Source organism: Paenibacillus catalpae, assembly GCF_900112695.1.
GTDB lineage: Bacteria > Bacillota > Bacilli > Paenibacillales > Paenibacillaceae > Pristimantibacillus > Pristimantibacillus catalpae.
On sequence record NZ_FOMT01000001.1, the window covers coordinates 1032483 to 1054380 of the forward strand.

Annotated in this window: 17 protein-coding genes; all 17 read left to right on the plus strand. The window is 48.6% G+C overall.

All coding sequences use genetic code 11. The features are described 5' to 3' along the window. Positions 1 to 79: 79 nt before the first annotated feature. The 17 genes from rseP to dut all read left to right on the plus strand — a co-directional run bounded on the left by rseP (position 80) and on the right by dut (position 21771). Positions 80 to 1345, plus strand: coding sequence for an RIP metalloprotease RseP (gene rseP / locus BM200_RS04240; protein WP_091181670.1), 1266 nt, complete (start codon positions 80 to 82; stop codon positions 1343 to 1345). A 7-nt stretch (positions 1346 to 1352) separates the two neighbouring features. Beyond that, positions 1353 to 2801: a proline--tRNA ligase gene (gene proS, locus BM200_RS04245; RefSeq protein ID WP_091181673.1), complete on the plus strand. Its 1449-nt coding sequence runs from the start codon at positions 1353 to 1355 to the stop codon at positions 2799 to 2801. 42 nt (positions 2802 to 2843) lie between these two features. Then, positions 2844 to 7157: a PolC-type DNA polymerase III gene (locus BM200_RS04250; protein ID WP_091181675.1), complete on the plus strand. Its 4314-nt coding sequence runs from the start codon at positions 2844 to 2846 to the stop codon at positions 7155 to 7157. Positions 7158 to 7342: 185 nt separating this feature from the next. Next, entirely contained in the window at positions 7343 to 7804 is a 462-nt protein-coding gene (gene rimP / locus BM200_RS04255; protein ID WP_091181677.1) for a ribosome maturation factor RimP, read from the plus strand. Positions 7805 to 7841: 37 nt separating this feature from the next. After that, positions 7842 to 8945, plus strand: a complete 1104-nt coding sequence (gene nusA / locus BM200_RS04260) for a transcription termination factor NusA (protein WP_091181680.1) — start codon at positions 7842 to 7844, stop codon at positions 8943 to 8945. Positions 8946 to 8993: 48 nt separating this feature from the next. After that, the gene (gene rnpM / locus BM200_RS04265) at positions 8994 to 9308 is read left to right on the plus strand and encodes an RNase P modulator RnpM (protein WP_091181683.1); all 315 of its coding nucleotides are present in this window, start codon (positions 8994 to 8996) and stop codon (positions 9306 to 9308) included. Further along, entirely contained in the window at positions 9301 to 9651 is a 351-nt protein-coding gene (locus BM200_RS04270; protein WP_091183487.1) for a L7Ae/L30e/S12e/Gadd45 family ribosomal protein, read from the plus strand. Before rnpM ends, BM200_RS04270 begins: the two co-directional genes overlap by 8 nt. Continuing rightward, complete coding sequence (gene infB, locus BM200_RS04275; RefSeq protein ID WP_091181685.1) at positions 9617 to 12448, plus strand: translation initiation factor IF-2; 2832 nt, start codon at positions 9617 to 9619, stop codon at positions 12446 to 12448. Before BM200_RS04270 ends, infB begins: the two co-directional genes overlap by 35 nt. A gap of 7 nt (positions 12449 to 12455) precedes the next feature. Further along, the gene (gene rbfA, locus BM200_RS04280) at positions 12456 to 12812 is read left to right on the plus strand and encodes a 30S ribosome-binding factor RbfA (RefSeq protein WP_091181688.1); all 357 of its coding nucleotides are present in this window, start codon (positions 12456 to 12458) and stop codon (positions 12810 to 12812) included. After that, positions 12809 to 13801 carry a DHH family phosphoesterase gene (locus BM200_RS04285; RefSeq protein ID WP_091181691.1) on the plus strand — a complete coding sequence of 331 codons (993 nt, stop codon included), beginning with the start codon at positions 12809 to 12811 and terminating at the stop codon, positions 13799 to 13801. Before rbfA ends, BM200_RS04285 begins: the two co-directional genes overlap by 4 nt. Then, complete coding sequence (gene truB, locus BM200_RS04290) at positions 13802 to 14704, plus strand: tRNA pseudouridine(55) synthase TruB (RefSeq protein WP_091181694.1); 903 nt, start codon at positions 13802 to 13804, stop codon at positions 14702 to 14704. A gap of 35 nt (positions 14705 to 14739) precedes the next feature. Then, on the plus strand, positions 14740 to 15687 hold the full coding sequence (locus BM200_RS04295) for a bifunctional riboflavin kinase/FAD synthetase (RefSeq protein WP_091181696.1): 948 nt from the start codon (positions 14740 to 14742) through the stop codon (positions 15685 to 15687). 164 nt (positions 15688 to 15851) lie between these two features. Beyond that, the gene (gene rpsO, locus BM200_RS04300) at positions 15852 to 16121 is read left to right on the plus strand and encodes a 30S ribosomal protein S15 (RefSeq protein WP_091181698.1); all 270 of its coding nucleotides are present in this window, start codon (positions 15852 to 15854) and stop codon (positions 16119 to 16121) included. A gap of 259 nt (positions 16122 to 16380) precedes the next feature. Continuing rightward, positions 16381 to 18462, plus strand: coding sequence for a polyribonucleotide nucleotidyltransferase (pnp, locus tag BM200_RS04305; RefSeq protein WP_091183489.1), 2082 nt, complete (start codon positions 16381 to 16383; stop codon positions 18460 to 18462). A gap of 221 nt (positions 18463 to 18683) precedes the next feature. Then, positions 18684 to 19691: a polysaccharide deacetylase family protein gene (locus tag BM200_RS04310; RefSeq protein ID WP_091181701.1), complete on the plus strand. Its 1008-nt coding sequence runs from the start codon at positions 18684 to 18686 to the stop codon at positions 19689 to 19691. A gap of 390 nt (positions 19692 to 20081) precedes the next feature. Further along, complete coding sequence (locus BM200_RS04315; protein ID WP_091181703.1) at positions 20082 to 21347, plus strand: M16 family metallopeptidase; 1266 nt, start codon at positions 20082 to 20084, stop codon at positions 21345 to 21347. Then, a complete protein-coding gene (dut, locus tag BM200_RS04320) occupies positions 21328 to 21771 on the plus strand; it encodes a dUTP diphosphatase (protein ID WP_091181706.1) in 444 nt (147 codons plus the stop codon). The genes BM200_RS04315 and dut overlap by 20 nt, the downstream gene beginning before the upstream one ends. Positions 21772 to 21898 lie beyond the last annotated feature (127 nt).

Genomic DNA, 21898 nt, shown 5'->3' on the forward strand with positions numbered 1-21898 from the left:
TGTAACCTGCGGTTCTCTTGTATCGTACGGGAGAATAATGATAATCTATGTACAGGCCGTTACGAACAGGAGGCTCGCTATGGAGATGATTCGGGTCATATTTATGACCGTGCTCGTATTTTTTGTCATTGTAACCATTCATGAATGGGGACATTATTATTTCGCGAAGCGCGCCGGAATTTTGGTTAGGGAATTTGCGATCGGCTTTGGACCCAAGCTGTTCTCAATCAAGCGCGGTGAGACAAGGTTTACGCTCAGGCTCGTGCCGGCTGGCGGATTCGTCCGTATGGCGGGTGAAGATCCGGAGATTGTTGATGTTACTGTCGGGCAGACGATTGCTCTTCGGGTGAAGAACGATCAGGTTACCCGTATTTATCTCGATCGGCTGGATGAGCGAAGCGGTGTTGTTCGCGGTGAAGTAACTGCGATTGATCTGGAAAAAGATTTGTTCGTCACCCTCGACGTAGAAGGGGATAATGAACGGTTCTCCGTTCATCCTACCGCTCTTCTTATTTCAAGAGGGAAAGAGACGCAAATTGCTCCAGTTGATCGTCAATTCGGAAGTAAATCGGTTGGCGCTCGCGCCATGTCGATCTTTGCCGGCCCACTGATGAACTTTGTGCTTGCGTTTATTTTGTTCATGGTATACATACAGCTGGCAGGTACACCGCAGGGCTTGCTCGTTGACAAAGTGTCCAAAGGAATGCCGGCTGAGCAGGCGCAGCTGCAACAGGGAGACCTGATCGATACCGTTAACGGAGTCAAGATCGGTACCGATTATGACAAAATGATCGATATTATCGGCGCATCTGCAGGCAAACCCATTCAGCTGAACGTAATCCGCAACGGTGAGCTTCAGCCGATCAAATTGACTCCGGTGGCGGATGATCAAGGGATTGGCAAGGTTGGCATTACGGCCGCGTACCAGTTCCGCAGCGCAACGGTGGGCGAGACCATCACGGGTGCAGCCAAGCTTATGAAGTCGATGACGATTAGTATTTTTGAAGGCTTCAAGAAGATTATCCTTGGTGACTTCAAGCTTGACGATCTGGGCGGACCAGTCCGCACGGCGGAAATGACGAGTGAGATTGCCCGTAAAGGGATTACGGATCTGACGTCATGGACGGCTTTGTTAAGCCTTTATTTAGGTATTTTCAACTTACTGCCGATTCCCGCACTTGATGGCAGCAGGCTTATCTTCCTCGGTCTCGAGGCAGTACGCGGGCGTCCGGTTAATCCGAACCGGGAAAGCATGGTCCACTTCATCGGCTTTGCCTTAATTATGCTGCTGATGCTTGTGGTGACTTACAATGATATTTTGCGATTGGTACGAGGGGAGCCATAAGTCGGTTATGTCCAAGGATAAACAGTTTGTTACCGAAATTACGCCACAAGGCGAAGATTTTTCAAGATGGTATATCGATGTAATTAAGAAAGCAGAGCTAATGGATTATTCGCCGGTTCGCGGCTGTATCGTGTTTCGTCCGGAAGGCTATGAGCTGTGGGAAAATATTCAGCGTGACCTGGACCGCCGTTTCAAGGAAACAGGCCACCGCAATGCTTATTTCCCGCTCTTTATTCCGGAGAGCTTCTTTCAGAAGGAGAAGGAGCATGTTGAAGGCTTTAATCCTGAGCTACCTTGGGTAACAGAAGCAGCCGGCGAGAAGCTGGAAGAACGTCTGGCTATCCGTCCAACATCGGAAACGATGTTTGGTCATATGTATGCCAAATGGATTCAATCCTACCGTGATCTGCCGCTCTTGATTAACCAATGGGCGAACGTTGTCCGCTGGGAGAAGCGCACTCTGCCGTTCCTTCGTACTAGCGAATTCCTTTGGCAAGAGGGCCATACGGCTCACGAGACCGAGGATGAAGCACGTGAAGAGACGATGAGAATGCTTACGGTATACCGCGAATTCGTTGAAGAGTTCCTTGCAATCCCTGTTATTGAAGGGGAGAAGACACCTTCCGAACGTTTCGCCGGAGCAGTGAACACATATTCGATCGAAGCGATGATGAAAGACGGCAAAGCGGTACAAGCCGGCACTTCCCATTATCTTGGCACCAAATTTGCTGTAGCCTTTGATATTAAATATTTGGACCGCGAGAATACGCTTCAATTCGCGCATACCACATCTTGGGGCGTGAGTACGCGTCTGATTGGTGCTATGATTATGGTTCATGGTGACGACCGTGGTCTGGCCTTGCCGCCAAAGGTTGCACCAACGCAAGTAATAATGATTCCAATTGGTCCGGCTAAGACGCGTGATCAAGTGGTTGGACGAGTGGATGAGCTTTATGCTGATCTGAAGAAAGCCGGTATTCGCGTGAAGGTTGACGATCGCTCGGATGTAAGCCCGGGCTGGAAGTTCAACGAATACGAAATGCGCGGCGTTCCGCTTCGACTCGAGCTTGGACCTCGTGATATGGAAAATGGACAAGTCGTTCTGGTATCGCGTGTCAGCGGTGAGAAACGTATCGTTCGCCAGGAGAACCTGTTGGCTGAAGTAGAGACCATGCTCGCCGATATTCAACGTGATATGTATGAAAAAGCGAAGAAATTCCGTGAAGATAATTTCTACGATGTAGAGACGCTTGACGAGATGAAAGCTTCAATGGAAGAGAAACGTGGATTTGTGCTGGCTGGCTGGTGCGGGTCTGCAGCTTGCGAGAAGCAAGTGAAAGAGGAAACTGGCGCAACAAGCCGCAACATTCCATTCGAACCGGAGAAAAAGAAAAGCAAATGTCTCGTTTGCGGTGAACATGCGGAGCACACAGTCGTCTTTGCACGTGCCTACTAATAGCATCGATCGGATTGGATCGTACAGGAGTGATTGATTGCCATGAGCCAAACCGGAGACAACCGGCAGCGCTTTGAACTGCTGATGCAGCAAGCAGGGCTGCCGCTCGAAATAATTAATTCTTACTACAAAGACGGATATATTGAACAAGTCATTGTAGGGAAAAGCAACAGAAAATGGACGTTTTGCATCCGCAAAACGTCTTTAGTTCCTTATAAGGCCTTTATAGCACTAACTCAAGCAGTAAACATGAAGTTTTCCCATATTGCCGATACTTCTTTCAAGCTGTTATATGACCAGGAAGTACCTGCTGCAGACATAGCCCGTGAATACTGGCCTTTGTTTCTGGAGTGGGTACAGCGTGAGAACGCATCCGTTAACGGTTGGCTGAGCAAAGCAGGCATGGAGCCGACAAGCGAGATGATTACAGTATCTCTGCTTGACGGCATGGGGCTTGAGCTTGCCAAGAAGAAGCGGATCGACGAAGCGATTGCGAGATTTTATGAGCGTACCTTCGAACGGACATATCGGGTCAAGCTGGAAGTTGGCGAGCAGGCCAGACAGGAAGTTTATGAAGAGTTCCAGCAGAAACGGGAACAAGCGGAGCGGGAAGCGGTTATTCAGATTATGGAGAGCGTTTCTTCCGAATCTGAAGGCGACGGCGATGAAGAACCGGTCAAACTGGCCATGGGCTACGACATTCGGGATGAGCCTACGCCACTTATGAACATCCGCGAAGAAGAGAAGAAAATTACGGTACAAGGCGCCGTATTTGGCCTCGAGGTGAAAGAGCTTCGTAACGGCATGACTCTCTTTACCTTTAACGTAACGGACTTCTCGGATTCGATAGCAATGAAGATGTTTGCCAAGAACAAGGAAGATGTGAAGATCCTTAGTCTGCTGTCTAACGGCAAATGGGTAAAAGCCCGCGGCAAGGTCGATTATGACCGTTTCATGCAGGAGCCTGAGCTCGTCATGATGCCTAATGATCTTCAGGAAATCTCTTCTCCGCCAGACCGTAAGGACAACGCGGAAGAGAAACGCGTAGAGTTCCATCTTCACTCCACGATGAGTGCCATGGACGCGGTTACGCCGATTGGCGAATATGTGAAGATGGCTGCTAAATGGGGTCATAAAGCGATTGCCATTACAGATCACAGCAATATTCACTGTTATCCTGAGGCATTCAAGGCAGCAAAGAAGAATGGCATCCAAGTTTTATTCGGGCTGGAAGCCAATGTTGTGAACGACGCGGTTCCGATGGTCCTGAACTCAAGGGAAGAGCAGCTAGCTTCTGCTGAGTATGTCGTATTTGATATTGAGACAACGGGCTTGTCTATTATTAATAATAAGATTATCGAGCTTGCCGGTGTTAAGATGCGGGACGGCAAGGAGATTGACCGGTTCTCTACGTTCATCAACCCGCATGAGAAAATCCCTTATCATATTCAACAGCTGACAAACATCAATGATGAGATGGTTATGGATGCACCGGAACTGGAACCGATGCTGCGTGAATTTATCACCTTCATTGGAGATGCTGTTCTTGTAGCCCATAATGCAAGATTTGATATCGGATTTATGCAAGCGAATTTGAAGTCGTTTGGACTACCGGAGCTGACGAATCCGGTGCTTGATACGCTGGAGTTAGCAAGATTCCTCCATCCGTCGATGAAGAACCACCGTCTTAATACTTTATCTGCAAAATATAAAATTTCTCTCGATAACCATCACCGTGCGGTGGACGACTCAGTTGCCCTCGGCGGCGTTTTATACGGACTCATAAACGATGCAGCAGAACGCAATATTACCGGACTTCATCAATTAAATGATTATGTTGGCCTGGACATATCCAATTCCCGGCCATTCCATTGCAATATTTACGCGTTAAATGCTGTTGGCAAGAAAAATTTGTTCAAGATGGTGTCGATCTCTCATACCGAACATTTCAAACGCGTTGCCTGCATTCCGAAGAGCAAGCTTGTTGACATGCGCGAAGGCATTCTTGTGATTTCTGGCTGTGAGAAGGGTGAATTCTTCGAGACGGTGCTTAATAAATCCTATGAAGAAGCCCTTGAGGTTGCTCGATTTTACGATGCGCTGGAGATTCAGCCGATTGACTTCTACATGCATCTTGTAGATAAAGGACTAGTGGGGAGCCGAGCTGAGATTGAGCAGGCGATCCGCCGTATTTGCGAGATTGGCGATGAGCTTGGCAAACCTGTTATCGCAACCGGTAACGTTCATTACTTGAACCCACGGGACAAGCTGTATCGCGATATCGCCATCCACGGCATTACCGGTTTTAGTCCGCTTAAAGATTTGCGTAAACCGGATGCGCATTTCCGTACAACCGAAGAGATGCTTCGGGAGTTTGCCTTCCTAGGCGAAGCAAGGGCCTATGAAGTTGTCGTGAAGAACACGATTGAGCTATCTGAACGGTTCGAGCCGTTCGAGATGTTCCCGGATAAGCTTTTTACCCCAATTATCGAAGGGGCGGAAGAGGAAATCCGGAATACCTGTTATGACACAGCGAAATCCATGTACGGCGATGATCTCCCGCAAGTTGTTATCGACCGTCTTGAGAAGGAGCTTGTACCGATCATCAAGTTTGGCTTCTCCGCCAACTACTTGATCTCGGAGAAGCTCGTTAAGAAGTCCAATGCTGACGGATATCTTGTAGGTTCCAGGGGCTCTGTAGGTTCTTCCGTAGTTGCCACCTTCCTTGGCATATCCGAGGTTAATCCGCTGCCTGCGCATTATTTGTGCAAGAATTCGGAATGCCGCCATAGCGAATGGTTCCTTGACGGCAGTGTACCAAGCGGATTTGACTTGCCGGACAAGAACTGTCCGAAGTGCGGCATGCCGATGAAGGGCGAAGGACAGGATATCCCGTTTGAGACCTTCCTTGGTTTCAAGGGCGATAAAGTTCCCGATATCGATCTAAACTTCTCAGGCGAATATCAGCCAACGGCGCATAATTTTACCAAGATCATGTTTGGCGACAAATGCGTGTTCCGTGCCGGCACCATTGGTACGGTAGCGGAGAAGACAGGATATGGCTTTGCACGAAAATACGCAGAAGATCACAGTAAAACATGGCGTAGTGCGGAGCTGTCACGGCTTGCTTCCGGTGTAACCGGCGTGAAGCGGAGTACTGGCCAGCATCCTGGCGGTATAGTTGTTGTTCCGAACTATATGGAAGTCGAAGACATAACTCCAGTGCAATACCCGGCGGATGATGTCAATGCGGAATGGAAGACAACACATTTCGATTATCACGCCTTTGAAGCCAACTTGCTGAAGCTTGATATTCTGGGTCATGATGATCCGACGATGATGCGGATGCTGCAGGATTTGACCGGTGTTGATCCTACGACCATTCCGATGAATGATCCGAAAGTCATGAGCATGTTCAACTCGACCAAAGCGTTGGAAGTCTCGCCTGAGAAAATCCGTACACCGGTAGCAACATACGGCGTTCCGGAGATGGGAACGAAGTTCGTCCGTCAGATGCTTCAGGAGACGCAGCCTTCTTCCTTTGCCGACTTACTTCAAATTTCGGGATTATCTCACGGAACCGGCGTATGGCTGGGCAATGCACAGGAGCTGATCAAAAAAGGAACCTGTAACATTAAGACGGTTATCGGCTGTCGTGACGATATCATGCTTTATCTTATCTATAAAGCGGGAATGGATGCCGGGCTCGCCTTCAAAATTACAGAGAGTGTACGTAAAGGTAAAGGTCTAACTCCGGAATGGATCGAGGAGATGAAGCGCTGCAAAGTGCCTCAATGGTATATTGATTCCTGTCTCCGGATCGAGTACATGTTCCCTAAGGCGCATGCCGCCGCATACGTTATTTCAGCAGTTCGGACCGCCTATTTCAAGCTGTATTATCCGATTGCTTACTATGCAACTTACTTTACGGTCCGGGCAGAGGATTTTGATCTGGATCTGCTGTGCCAAGGTTATGACGCTATTCAGAAGAAGCTTATCGAGATTGAGGATAAAGGCTTCAACGCAACAACAAAAGAGAAGAATAGTGTGTCTCTCCTTGAGATGGCCCTTGAGATGACCGCACGCGGCTTCTCTTTCAAACCGATTGACTTGTACCGTTCGGATGCGACAAAGTTTATTGTGGACGGCGACTCGCTAATTCCGCCTTACGCAGCGATTGCAGGGATCGGGGAGAATGCGGCACGGAATATTGCGGCATCGAGAGAGCATGGCGAATTCCTCTCCATTGAGGATTTCCAGCAGAAATCCAAAGCCAGTAAGACGATTATTGAAGTGTTAACGGGAATGGGCTGCTTCCGCGGACTCCCGGAATCGAACCAGCTGTCGTTGTTCTAAACGCGGAGTGCTAGAAAACATTTCTTGTCACCCCTATGCGGTTATGATATAATTTTTGTGGCAATGATGTGGATAGAGACTTGAAGCAGAGAGTGGGGAAACCCACTCTTTACGTTTTGTAAACGGCTTTTTTCATATACAAATAAGATGTTTCAAGCGTACGAAGAAACAGGAGGTTACACCGATTGAGCACATCCAAAATCAAAACCGTCGTTGAAGAAATGCTTACTCCATTCCTCAACAGCAATGGATTTGAACTTGTTGATATTGAGTACGTAAAGGAAGGCAGCAATTACTTCCTTCGTGTGTTCGTTGACAAGGAAGGCGGCATCGATATAGACGAATGCGGCAAAATCAGCGAATTTTTGAGCGAGGAATTGGATAAGAATGATCCGGTCTCCGATGCTTACTTCTTAGAAGTATCTTCTCCGGGTGCGGAACGTCCGCTTAAGAAGCCTGAAGATGTTCGCAAGGCAGTTGGCAAGCATGTTTACATAACGACTTACGAGCCGATTGACGGTTCTAAGGAATTTGAAGGACAGCTTACAGCGTTTGATGGTGAACAGGCAACGGTCAAGATCGGCAAGAAAGAACATGTTATTCCTTATTCCAAGGTCGCGGGCGCTCGTCTTGCGATTGTGTTCTAAATAGCGGTTTATTTTTGAAAGGGGGAACTCCATTCCAATGAGCATGGATTTTATTGAAGCATTGTCGGAAATCGAGAGGGATAAAGGAATTGCAAAGGAAGTGCTGTTAGAAGCGATTGAAGCGGCTTTAATATCGAGCTACAAGCGCAACTTTAATACGGCGCAGAACGTGCGCGTGGACATGAACCGACACAGCGGCGTCATTAAAGTATACGCTCGTAAAACGGTTGTAGACGAAGTGCTCGATCCGCGTCTGGAAATTACAGTCGACGCTGCCCGTGAGATCAACCCTCACTATCAGCTGGATGATATTGCAGATATCGAAGTTACGCCACGTGACTTTGGCCGGATTGCGGCTCAGACAGCGAAGCAGGTCGTTACGCAACGTATCCGCGAAGCGGAACGCGGTCTGATCTACAATGCATTTATTGATAAAGAAGAAGATATTGTAAACGGTATTGTACAGCGTCAAGATACGCGCAACCTGTTTGTTGATCTAGGCAAGGTTGAAGCGGTTCTACCGCTTACGGAACTGATGCCGACAGACAAATTCAAGCATGGCGACCGCGTAAAGTCGTACATTACAAAGGTTGAGAACACGACCAAGGGGCCGCAAATTATTTTGTCCCGTACCCATCCGGGTCTTCTGAAACGTCTCTTTGAGCTTGAAGTGCCGGAAATCTATGATGGTGTTGTAGAGATTCGTTCCGTAGCACGCGAAGCTGGCTTTCGTTCGAAGATCGCGGTACATTCCCGTAACGAAGAAGTTGATCCGGTTGGATCCTGCGTAGGTCCTAAGGGTATGCGTGTACAAACAATCGTTAACGAGCTCACCGGCGAGAAGATCGACATCGTTCGCTGGTCGGAGAGCGTAGAGGAATATGTGGCAAATGCGCTCAGCCCTTCCAAGGTGCTTGAGGTCATCGTATTTGAACAAGAGAAAATGGCTCGTGTGATTGTACCTGATTATCAGCTGTCTCTTGCCATTGGCATCAAGGGTCAAAATGCACGCCTTGCAGCGAAGCTGACTGGCTGGAAGATCGATATTAAGAGCGAAACGCAAGCGGAGCAGGAATACGGCCGTCCGAAAACGACGACAGGTACCATGCACCAGGATTCCGTTTCGATCGATCTGGCATAAGGCTGGCTTACATCTTGGGTCCATTAACGGGCAAAGGAGGGGTGTACGGTGAGACCGAGAAAAGTGCCGCTTCGCAAGTGCGTGGCATGCCAAGAAATGAAGCCAAAGAGAGAACTCATCCGGGTTGTTCGGACACCAAACGAAGAAGTGCTTATAGACCTGACGGGGAAAAAAGCCGGTCGAGGCGCCTATTTATGCGGACAGGTCAGCTGTTTTAAGCTGGCGAAGAAGTCCAAAGCGCTCGACCGTGCATTAAAGCAGGCAGTCGACGCATCGATTTACGACCAGCTTGAACAGGATTTCATAGCGGTAGAAGACGAGTTTCTGGCAGGCAAGGAGCGGGAAAGCGATGAAGATGAATAAAGGCTTGTCCTCGCTCGGAATGGCCATGAGAGCTGGCAAGCTCATTACCGGTGATGAAATTGTGCTCAAGGCGGTTCGTAAGGGGGAAGCACAGCTCGTTATTATTGCGGGCGATGCTTCACCAAATACGAAGAAGAAGTTTCGCGACAAATGCAACACCTACGGGGTACAGCTCGCCGAAGCATTTGACCGCGATCAGCTTGGAAAGGCCATAGGAAAGCCGGAACGAGTCGTACTGGCGGTAACTGACGCAAAGTTCGGAAAAATGATTGCAGGTCATCTGAGTCAAAATTCGGAGGTGGATAATATTGAGCAAACAACAGGACAACAGCAAGGACAATAAAGATAAAACCCGCGTATATGAATACGCGAAATCGCTAAACATGAGCAGTAAAGAAATTATAACGATTCTTAAGCGGCTTAATTTGCCCGTTAATAATCATATGAGTGTTATGGAAACCGAAATGGTTAATAAAGTGGAAGGCTTCTTCCGCGATATTAAGCAAAATGCGGCTGCGAAGCGTGCTCAGGAATCAGGCAGTGCAACCGTATCGGCAGCACCACAGCCACAAGCACAATCGGCAAACAAACCGCAGTCGTCTCAACCGGTACAAAAAAATCTATCTCAGGACAGACAGGGGCCTATGAATTCTATTAAAACGACATCTGAAACTAACCAATCGCAACAAGAACAACGTCCGGCACAAAGTCAGCAAGAAAACTCAACTCCAACAAGCTCAAGCCCGAGTAATGCAGGAGCAAGCTCCAGCAGCGCAAGCTCGAATAATTCGAGCAGCTCGAGTAACAATAGACCGCAAAACAGCGGCAACAGCGGTAATCGTCAAGGTTCGTACCAAGGTAACCGTCCGCAAGGCGGAGGCCAAGGCGGCAATCGTCCACAAGGCGGAGGCGGATACAACCGTCCTCAAGGGCAAGGCGGTCAAGGCGGAGGCCAAGGCGGCAGCCGTCCACAAGGCGGGGGCGGGTACAATCGTCCTCAAGGACAAGGTGGTCAAGGCGGCCAAGGCGGCAATCGTCCGCAAGGCGGCGGATTTAACCGTCCACAAGGACAAGGTGCAGGTCAAGGCGGCAATCGCCCGCAAGGCGGAGGAGCTCCAGGCGGCAACCGTCCACCACAAGGCGGAGGCGGTCCAGCCCGTTCGTTCGATTCTTCGCGTCCGGCACCTACATCGCGCGGTACTGCGGCAGCTGAAACGAACCGCAAAGGCAACAACACGGTTAATAAGAATAAGTCGACTAATAACGGCAGCCAAAAACGATTCGACGACGGCAAGCCGAACTTCAGAACCAACCCTAACAACCGCGGCAAAGGCGGCAGAAATAATCGGAATCATTCGCAGCAGCCTCCTCGCGAGAAAATCGACAACACGCCTAAGAAAATTATTGTACGCGGTACAATGACGGTAGGCGATTTGGCGAAGCTGCTCCATAAGGATGCTTCTGAGGTCATTAAGAAGCTTATTTCTCTTGGCGTAATGGCTACTATTAACCAAGAGCTTGATATGGATACAATTCTTTTGATTGCATCCGAGTTCGGGGTAGAAGTTGAAGTGAAAATTCCGGTTGAAGAGGATACCTTCGAAACGGTCGAAGAAGTGGATGACGAAGCAGATCTGTCGACACGTCCACCAGTTGTAACCATTATGGGTCACGTTGACCATGGTAAAACAACCCTTCTTGACGCTATCCGTCATACGAACGTAACTGGCGGCGAAGCGGGCGGCATTACGCAGCATATAGGTGCTTACCAAGTCGAGATCAACCATAAGAAAATTACGTTCCTCGATACACCAGGTCACGAAGCGTTTACGCTGATGCGTGCACGTGGTGCTCAAGTAACGGACATTACGATAATCGTAGTTGCAGCTGATGACGGTGTTATGCCTCAGACAGTTGAAGCAGTCAACCATGCGAAAGCGGCTGGCGTACCGATCATCGTAGCGGTTAACAAAATTGATAAACCTGATGCGGATCCTGATAAAATCAAACAGGCGCTGACGGAATATGAGCTGGTACCGGAAGAGTGGGGCGGCGATACGATTTTCGTTAACGTATCTGCGAAACAACGTCTTGGTCTGGAAGAGCTGCTCGAGATGATTCTGCTCGTAGCTGAAGTTAATGATTACAAAGCGAATTCAGACAAACGTGCACGCGGTACGGTTATTGAAGCCGAGCTGGATAAAGGTAAAGGTCCAGTAGCACGCGTTCTCGTGCAGCATGGTTCGCTTAAGATTGGTGATGCTTTCGTTGCCGGTAACTGCTTCGGCCGTGTCCGTGCAATGGTGAACGACAAAGGCCGCCGTATCAAAGAAGCGGGTCCTTCTACACCCGTGGAGATCACTGGCTTAACAGAGGTACCACTTGCCGGCGACCCGTTCATGGTATTCGAAGACGAGCGTAAAGCTAGAGCAATTGCTGACCGTCGTTCGATTAAACAACGTCAGTCGGAGCTTGGCGCGAATTCCCGAGTTACGCTTGACGACCTGTTCAAGCATATTCAAGAAGGCGAGATCAAGGATCTCAACATTATTATCAAGTCTGACGTTCAAGGTTCAACAGAGGCGCTCAAAGGCTCCCTTGGGAAAATTGAAATTGAAGGCGTTCGTATCAAAATCATTCACAGCGGCGTAGGCGCGATCACCGAATCCGATATTAACTTGGCAGCGGCATCCAATGCTATTGTTATCGGCTTTAACGTTCGTCCTGATGCACAAGCCGATCAGGCTGCACAACAAGAAAAAGTTGATGTGCGTCTGCATCGCGTTATCTATAATGTGATCGAAGAGATCGAGCAAGCAATGAAAGGCATGCTGGATCCTATCTTCAAAGAGGTTGTTCAAGGGCAGGCTGAAGTCCGCAACATCTTCAAGCTTAGCAAAGTTGGCGCTATCGCTGGTTGTATGGTGATAAGCGGCAAAATTACTCGTAACTCCGAAGTTCGCGTTATCCGCGGCGGTATCGTTGTATTCGAAGGTAAATTGGATACAGTGAAACGCTTCAAGGACGATGTGAAGGAAGTCGCTCAAGGCTACGAGTGCGGTATTACGATCGAGCGGTTTAGCGACTTCAAAGAAGGGGATATTATTGAAGCCTTCGTTATGGAGTCGGTAGAGAGGTGATTAAGGCATGGCTAAAATTCGTGTAGGTCGGGTCGGCGAACAAATTAAAAAAGAGCTGAGCCAAATTATTCAAACCGAGCTGAAGGATCCTCGTATCGGGTTTATTACCGTAACGGGTGTTGAGGCGACAAGCGACCTGTCTCAGGCGCGCGTCTACCTCAGCGTGCTCGGCAGTGAAGAACAGAAGGAAGAAACCCTTAAAGCGCTGGCCAAGGCAAACGGATATCTACGTTCCGAGCTCGGCAAGCGGATGCGACTTCGTCATACGCCTGAGCTGCTGTTCAAGTTCGACAGCAGTATCGAGTATGGCAGCCGCATCGAGGGGCTGCTTGATGAAATTAACCGCGGGAATAAGGGTCAATGACGGCCCGCGCGGATTACGGGCAACAGCTTGAAGCTGCACTTGCGTTTATGCAAGAAGGAGACGACTTTTTAGTCGTCTCCCATGTGCAGCCCGATGGGGACGCAATCAGCTCCACGTCGGTGATCGGCTGGATGCTTGATCAATTAGGCAAATCAAAAACGCTGATCAATGAAGGAGAATCTCCTTCACGGCTCAGCTACTTAAGAGGCTATGATCAAATCGTCAATTATCGCAAGGATAAGCCGGGGCAGACGTACACGCATGTTATTGCGGTCGATTGCGCCGATTTTCGGCGTATTGGCGAGGTTTCAGCCTTGTTTGCGCAGGATGTGAAATTGCTGAATATCGACCATCACCCTACGAATAACGGGTTTGGTACGGTAAACGTCATTCTTCCCGATGCTGCAGCAACGGTCGAAATATTATACGATATGATTGAAAAGTCTGGCTGCGCAATTGATGAAGAGTGCGCAACGGCTATCTATACAGGCTTGCTGACGGATACAGGCGGCTTTCGCTATTCCAACACAAGTCCAAAAGTGATGGATGTTGCATCCCGCATGCTTGCACTTGGAGCGCCAGGGCATAAGCTTGCCGATCATCTTCTTGAAAAGATGACAATGGCTAAGCTGAAGCTGCTGCAGCGCAGCTTGGCGAGATTGACCTTCACCGAGGATCAGCAAATCGGCTGGCTCTATGTGGCCAAGGATGATATGAGAGAGACAGGTGCCGTATCCGATGATATGGAAGGGATCGTTAACTACGCACTTAATATTGACGGTGTGGAAGTTGGTATCCTATTCAAAGAAACGGAAGACGGCGGCGTCAAGGCAAGCCTTCGATCCGCAGGCAAAGCAGATGTAGCGGCAATTGCCCAATCTTTTGGCGGTGGCGGTCATGTCCGTGCAGCAGGCTGCCGGATGCAAGGCTCGCTGAAGGAAGCGATCGAGGAACTTGTTGAAGCAGTCAGAAAGGCGTTGAATGGATAGATGGACGGAATTATTGCCGTATGGAAGCCAGCCGGATGGACATCGCATGATGTAGTAGCGAAGGTACGGCGAATCGTTCGTATGAAGCGTATCGGGCATGCCGGCACTCTTGATCCGATGGTTACCGGTGTATTGCCGTTATGCCTTGGAAGATCTACTAGAGTGGTTGAGTATTTGCAAGAAAGACCTAAAGCGTATGAAGCCGTTATTCAACTCGGTACCGCTACGGATACGGAGGATTTGACGGGTACGGTCCTCGAAGAGTTGGCCGGCATTCAGGTTACTCGCGAACAGGTATTACAGGTTCTGCAAAGCTTTGTCGGAGAAATTGACCAGGTTCCGCCGATGTACTCAGCCGTGAAGGTAGACGGCAAGCGTCTCTACGAGCTGGCACGCGAGGGCAAAACGGTTGAAAGGAAATGGCGCAAAGTGACGATTCATCAGATTGATCTGCTGAGTGCCGATCTTGATGCTGAAAAGCCCCGGTTTGCCTTCTCCGTTATATGTTCGAAGGGAACCTATATCCGTACCTTATGCGTTGATATCGGCCGCGCGCTTGGTGTGCCGGCTGCAATGGCAGAGCTGACCCGGACGATGTCCGGAGGAATTACCAGAGAACAATGCGTCACGCTTGAAGAGCTGGAGGAGCTGCAGGCTGCAGGAAGACTTGAGGAAAAAATGCTTTCTGCAGATATAGCTATTGATCATCTTCAGCGGGTACAAGCGGATGCAGCTGTAACAGAGATGGCGCTTCGAGGGCAGAAAATACCGTATAAGCGGATGACCGCTTCCTTCGATTCCAGCAGTCTCGTTCGCCTTTATGGCGAGAATGATGCTTTTATCGGGATATTTGAGGCCGATGATGAAGCATTGGCGCTTAAGCCGGTGAAAGTATTTTCCTAACCGGGATTATATAGAGGAATTGCAGGTGTATCAGCATGGAAATTATATCGCTTACTCATCCTTTAAATGAATGTCCAGCCTTGCTTCAGAACAAGAAGCTTGCAGTGGCAATCGGGCATTTCGACGGTGTCCACCGCGGCCATCAGAATGTGATCAGCCAGGCGGTACAAATTGCGAAAAACACAGGGGCCTTGTCTGCTGTGATGACTTTCCTGCCTCATCCAAAAGAGGTTCTGGGGCAAGGCGATCAATATTTCAGCTGCTTAACACCCCCTGTAGAAAAGCAAGCCTTGTTTAAAGAGCTTGGGGTTGACGTCATGCTCGTCATGAAGTTTGACTTGGAGTTTGCTTCCATTAGCCCGCAGCAGTTTGTTGATGAAGTGCTGCGTCCCCTCCAAGCTGAGCATGTTGTGGTCGGGTTTGATTTTACTTTTGGAGCCAAGGGCAGAGGAAATCCAGAATTGATGAGAACTCTAGGGAGTCCCGATATCACCGTAGATATAGTAGAGCCTCTGTATGAGAACGGTGAAAAAGTCAGCAGCACCTTTATCCGGGCTGCCTTGGAGAAGGGTGATATTGCGCTGGCAACAACACTTCTTGGACGACCGTATGAGGTAGAAGGTATCGTTGTTCACGGTGATGCACGTGGTCGGACCATCGGATTCCCGACGGCAAATGTAGGCTTGTCCAAGCCGTATGTGACACCATGCCTTGGTGTATTCGCAGTAAAGGCAAAGGTGGCGGGTAAGACTTATTTCGGCGTCCTGAATCACGGCATGAAACCAACGTTTAATAAAGAAGAGATTCGTCCTGTTCTCGAAGCTCATTTGTTTGATTTCCACCAGGAAATCTATGATGAGCCGATTTCAATTGAGTTCCATTCTTTTATCCGATCTGAGAAACGCTTTGGATCGGTACAGGAATTAATCGAGCAAATAGCAGAGGATGCGAAGCAGGCCAAGCATTTCTTTGGGCTAGCTTAGTCCCGGCATTTACTTGCCTGCTCCGTTGTGATATACTGAGTAACGTTGTGGGCGAGTACGGCATGTCCGTTATTGTACCCGCAATCGAACCTTAGCTTGGATCTCTGCTCTCACCGGCGGTTTCGAGGCTAATGGCGATTAACTGAAATAGGAGGTGAACGAGGATGGCAATTACACAAGATCGTAAATCGCAACTGATTGAAACTCACAAAACACACGCGAGCGACACGGGTTCCCCGGAAGTTCAAGTGGCTATCCTGACTGAAAACATCGTTAACTTGACGCAACACTTGCGGGAGCATAAGAAAGATCATCATTCCCGCCGTGGTCTGCTCAAGATGGTAGGTCAACGCCGTAAGCTGTTGGCATACCTGAAAAACAAAGATGTTAGACGTTATAGCGCATTGATCGAAAAACTCGGCCTTCGCCGCTAGAACATGTTTCATGAAAAGCAACCTGGTTGTCTTGCCGTCCGGGCTACCGGAGCCGGCAGAATCGGGTTGCTTTTTGTAATATCACAAGTTTAAGCAGGATATACCAATCCTGCTCACGAATGTAATGAAAACCAATGGTTACATACTAGAACTTTAAGCACAAGCAAGAATTGCTACACAATTCTTTAGGCTTATGCTTACGAAGCAAGAATTGCTTCACAATTCTTTTTAGGAGGGAATACGTTTGCAACGAGTAGAGATGTTATTAGGCGGTAGACCGCTTGTGCTGGAAACAGGCCGTTTGGCCAAGCAGGCTAATGCTGCTGTAACGGTCCGCTACGGGGATACAGTAATTCTCTGTACAGTTACCGCTTCATCCGAGCCAAAAGATTTGGACTTCTTCCCGCTTACGGTGAACTATGAAGAACGTTTGTATGCCGTCGGCAAAATCCCTGGTGGATTTATTAAACGTGAAGGACGTCCTAGCGAGAAAGCTATATTGTCCAGTCGTTTGACAGACCGTCCGATACGACCGCTCTTCCCTGAAGGTTTCCGTAACGATGTTCAAGTAGCGAATATCGTCATGAGCGTAGACCAGGACTGCCCGCCGGAAATTGCGGCAATGATCGGTACTTCCGCTGCACTTACTATTTCCGATGTGCCGTTTAACGGACCAATCGGCGGTGTAAGCGTAGGTCGTATCAACGATGAGTTCATTATTAACCCGACTGTTGAGCAAGAACAACAAACAGATATCTTCGTTGTGGTAGCGGGTACAAAAGACGCAATCATGATGGTAGAGGCGGAAGGTAATGAAGTTGCTGAAGACGTGATGCTCGAAGCTATCATGTTTGGCCATGACGAAATCAAGAAAATCGTCGCAACCATTGAAGAACTTCAAGCTGCTGCAGGCAAGCCGAAAATGGCAGTGAAGCTTCATGCCGTTAACGCAGAAGTAAATGCTGCGGTTCGCGCCTTTGCTTCGGAGAAGCTGGTTGAAGCCATCCGTATTCCGGAAAAACATGCTCGTCAAGATGCGATTGATGCCGCAAACAGCGAGACTGTTGCTCATTTTGAAGAAGTATATGCGGAAACTCCAGAGCTTCTTGGCGATGTGAAAGAAGTGCTGTATGACATCGTTAAAGAAGAAGTACGCCGCTTGATTACTCATGACAAAGTACGTCCTGACGGCCGCGCTCTTGAAGAGATCCGTCCAATCGAATGCGATGTTGCGTTGCTACCGCGTACACACGGCTCCGGCTTGTTCACACGTGGACAAACCCAAGCGCTTAGCATTTGTACACTTGGCGCACTTGGAGATGTTCAAATCCTCGACGGTATTAGTCCGGAAGAGACGAAACGCTTCATGCATCATTACAACTTCCCGCCGTTCAGCGTTGGTGAAGCACGTCCGCTTCGTCCTCCAGGCCGCCGCGAGATTGGCCATGGTGCACTTGGCGAACGCGCATTGTCGAAGGTTATTCCTTCGGAAACGGAATTCCCTTATACGATTCGACTTGTATCCGAAGTGCTTGAATCAAATGGTTCTACTTCGCAGGCAAGTATTTGCGCGAGCACACTTGCAATGATGGATGCCGGCGTTCCAATTAAAGCTCCTGTGGCGGGTATCGCAATGGGTCTGATCAAAGACGGTGATCATTTCTCGATCCTGTCCGACATTCAAGGGATGGAAGATCATCTTGGCGACATGGACTTTAAAGTTGCAGGTACAGCGCAAGGTGTTACAGCTATCCAAATGGATATCAAAATTGACGGCATCGACCGTGCGATTTTGTCGCAGGCATTGGAACAAGCTCGAATTGGCCGTATGCACATCCTCGGCAAAATGACGGCTGTAATGTCTCAGTCGCGTTCGAGTCTGTCGAAATATGCTCCGAAAATTTTGACACTCCGCATTAACCCTGATAAGATCCGTGACGTTATTGGTTCCGGCGGTAAAATCATCAATAAAATTATTGAAGAAACCGGCGTAAAAATCGATATCGAGCAGGATGGTATGGTGTTTATCGCTTCCTCAAACGAAGAGATGAACCAAAAAGCGAAAGCTATTATCGAGGGTATCGTAAAAGAAGTCGTTATCGGCGAAGTCTATCTCGGAACGGTTAAACGTATTGAGAAATTCGGTGCATTTGTTGAAATTTTGCCGAATAAAGACGGTCTCGTTCACATCTCGCAGCTGTCTACTGAGCGCGTAGCGAAGGTGGAAGACGTAGTTGCGATTGGCGATCAAATTACGGTAAAAGTTACGGAAATCGACCAGCAGGGCCGTATTAACCTGTCCCGTAAAGCTGTTCTGACTCCACAAGTTCCAGCGCAGTAATCTTCTGCGCTTCCATAGTTTTGAAGCAAAGAGCCAGATTTGATCTGTCTCTTTTTGTTTTGTTTAGTTTTGTTTATGTCCAAATGAGACAGATCGTTACTGTCTACTTTATGTCTTTGTTTTGCCTATAGCCAAGCATAATCTCGTCCAGCCTCTCATACCTATTAGACAAGCGCAGGGTATGGTCGTTCTGTGCCCAAGATCGATAAGTAGGAGCTGGAATGATGCGGATGCAGAGCAAAATCATTGGGATATGTGCTTCCTTTATCGTACTATTTGTTTTTATCCGGTTGAATGTCGGAGGCGTTATGGATTATATCCAGGCGGTGAAAGGGCAGGAGGCAGTTGTAACCGGTACAGCTGCTGCCATTTCTGAAGAAGAGAAAGCAAAGCTTCGGGAAGCTATTACGGCAGAAGCTCCGCAGCGATATGTGGAACCGATTGATGCCCGTATCGACAGAGTATGGAAAGCGATACCCGGCTATAACGGACTTGAAGTGGATGCAGAAAAGACCTATCAACAAACGATAGCAAGCGGTAAAACTTCGCCGATTCAATTTGTTTTCAATGAGATTCCTCCGAAAATATCCTTAAAGGATCTTGGGCCATGGCCTATCTACAAAGGGAATCCAAATAAAAAGATGATTTCGATCATGGTTAACGTGGCATGGGGCAACGAATATCTCCCTTCCATATTGGACACATTCGATAAAGAACAAGTGAAGGCGACTTTCTTCCTTGATGGTTCCTGGCTGAAAAAATTTCCGGATGTGGCCAAGCAAATTCAGGAGCGGGGACATGAAATTTCAAATCATGCGTATTCGCATCCTGATATGAGAACCTTAAGCAGACAATCTCAATATACACAAATTTCCCGTACGGAAGATTTGCTCAAAGGAACTCTTGGTGTTCAGAACAAATGGTTTGCCCCGCCCTCCGGATCCTATAACCAGACAACCGTTCAAGTTGCCAGCGAGCAGGGTTTAATGACGGTGATGTGGACGATTGATACGGTTGATTGGCGCAAGCCTTCGCCGGATTGGATCATCCAGAAGATTTCTTCCAAGCTTGAACCTGGTGCCATGATTCTCATGCATCCAACGACTTCCTCACGAGATGCCTTGACGGGAATGATACGAGAAGCGAAGCGTCAGGGGTATGCGCTTGGTACGGTTAGCGAGCTGCTGTCATCAGATCGTTTGCCTGCGGCGGTTGAGCAGACTCCCTAAATTTGTTATAGTGAAGTCATTCATGTTCAGCCCATGCTTTCGAAGCATGAATCACCACAAACGGTTGATGTTCAACCTTTTGTGTGGCAATTCATTTCAGCCCATGCTTTCGAAGCATGAATCACCACAAACGGTTGATGTTCAACCATTTGTGTGGCAATTCATTTTAGCCCATGCTTTCGAAGCATGAATCACCACAACCGGTTAATGCTCAACCATTTGTGCGGCAATTCATTTTAGCCCATACTTTCGAAGCATGAATCACCACAAACGGTTAATGCTGAACCATTGTGTGGCAATTCATTTTAGCCCATGCTTTCGAAGCATGAATCACCATAAAGGGTTAATGTTCAACCATTTGTGTGGCAATTCATTTTAGGAGGATACGAAGTGAACAAATATACGCTTAGCAATGGCCTCCGCGTCGTTGTGGAATACTTACCGACATTCCGGTCGGTATCCTTCGGCATTTGGGTAAAGACAGGTTCGCGGAATGAAACACCCGAGAACAACGGGATTTCCCATTTTGTCGAGCATATGCTGTTCAAAGGCACAAATGGCCGCTCAGCCAAAGACATTGCCGATTTGTTTGACGGGATTGGCGGCAATGTGAATGCCTTTACATCCAAGGAATACACCTGTTATTTCGCGAAGGTGCTGGATGAGCATCTGCCACTAGCGGTAGACGCCCTTTCGGATATGTTCTTTGAGTCTAAGCTTGATGCGGAAGAACTGGCGAAAGAGAAGAATGTCATTCTGGAAGAAATCTCGATGTATGAAGATACGCCGGATGACAAGGTGCACGATGAATCATCAAAAGCAGCCTATGGCGATCATCCTCTTGCTTATTCGATTCTTGGGCTGGAAGAGCGGCTCACTGCGATGAATTCCGATTCGCTTCGCGGCTATATGAATGATACATACACGATTGAAAATACCGTAATCAGTGTTGCTGGCAATGTGGAAGAGGGCAAGCTGCTTGCATTACTCGAGAAATATTTTGGCCGCTTCCAGAACAAAGGGAACAGCAGCATTGTTACTGCTCCTACGTTCCACGGCGAATATATCTTCTATAAGAAAAAGACAGAGCAGAACCATCTTTGCCTGTCATTCCCCGGCTGCTCGAATTCCGATCCTCAGTTGTATGCCATGATTCTGTTGAATAATGCTCTTGGCGGAGGGATGAGCTCGAGGTTGTTCCAGGAAATCCGCGAGAAGCGGGGACTTGCTTATTCGGTTTATTCCTATCACACCTCCTATGCAGACAGCGGTCTCTTCACGGTCTATGCCGGTACGGCACCAAAGCAGACCAAAGAAGTGCTTGACCTGACGCTGGAGCAAATGGAGGAGCTTGCGGTGAAAGGCTTATGCGATGAAGAACTTCATCGCGGGAAAGAGCAGCTGAAAGGCAGCCTGATTCTTAGTCTTGAAAGCACAAGCAGCCGCATGAACCGTCTGGGCAAGAACGAACTTATGATTGGCAGACACTATACACTAGATGAAATGCTGCAAAGAATCGACAATGTTACGATGAAGGATGTACGAGAAGTAACGGAGCGAATGTTGTCCGTGCCGTTTGCCGTTGCCATGGTTGGAACAAACGATAAAGCTGCAGCTCAGATTGGGAGGGATCGTTTTGTTTCAAATCGTATTTAAACGACTGGCAGGCAATGAGGATATCGCGCTTCCAAGCAAAATGTCGGAATGGGCGGCAGGCTTTGATCTGCAGGCAGCCGTTACCGAGCCTGTTATACTGGCGCCAGGAGAGCGCAAGCTGATTCCTACAGGCCTTGCGATGGCGATGCCGCCGCAAGTCGAAGCTCAAGTCCGTCCAAGAAGCGGGCTCGCCTACAAGCATGGCATTACCTGCTTGAACTCTCCGGGAACGATTGATGCCGATTACCGCGGCGAAGTGAAGGTATTGCTCATTAACTTGGGTCAAGAGCCGTTCACGATTAATCGCGGAGAGCGAATAGCACAAATGGTTATCCAACAGCTGCCGGAGATCACGATCTCCGAGGCAGACGAGCTGCCGGACACCGTACGCGGCGCCGGCGGTTTTGGGCATACCGGCGTATAAATGTTTTAAGATGGGATGCTTGAAGGCGAAAGGTTAAAGGGTATCTCCTGCAGAAGCGTCAGGGCTCGCCTTTGTCTGACCGTTGCAACTTCTATGGATAGACAACTGCGACCGGAAGAAGATACCC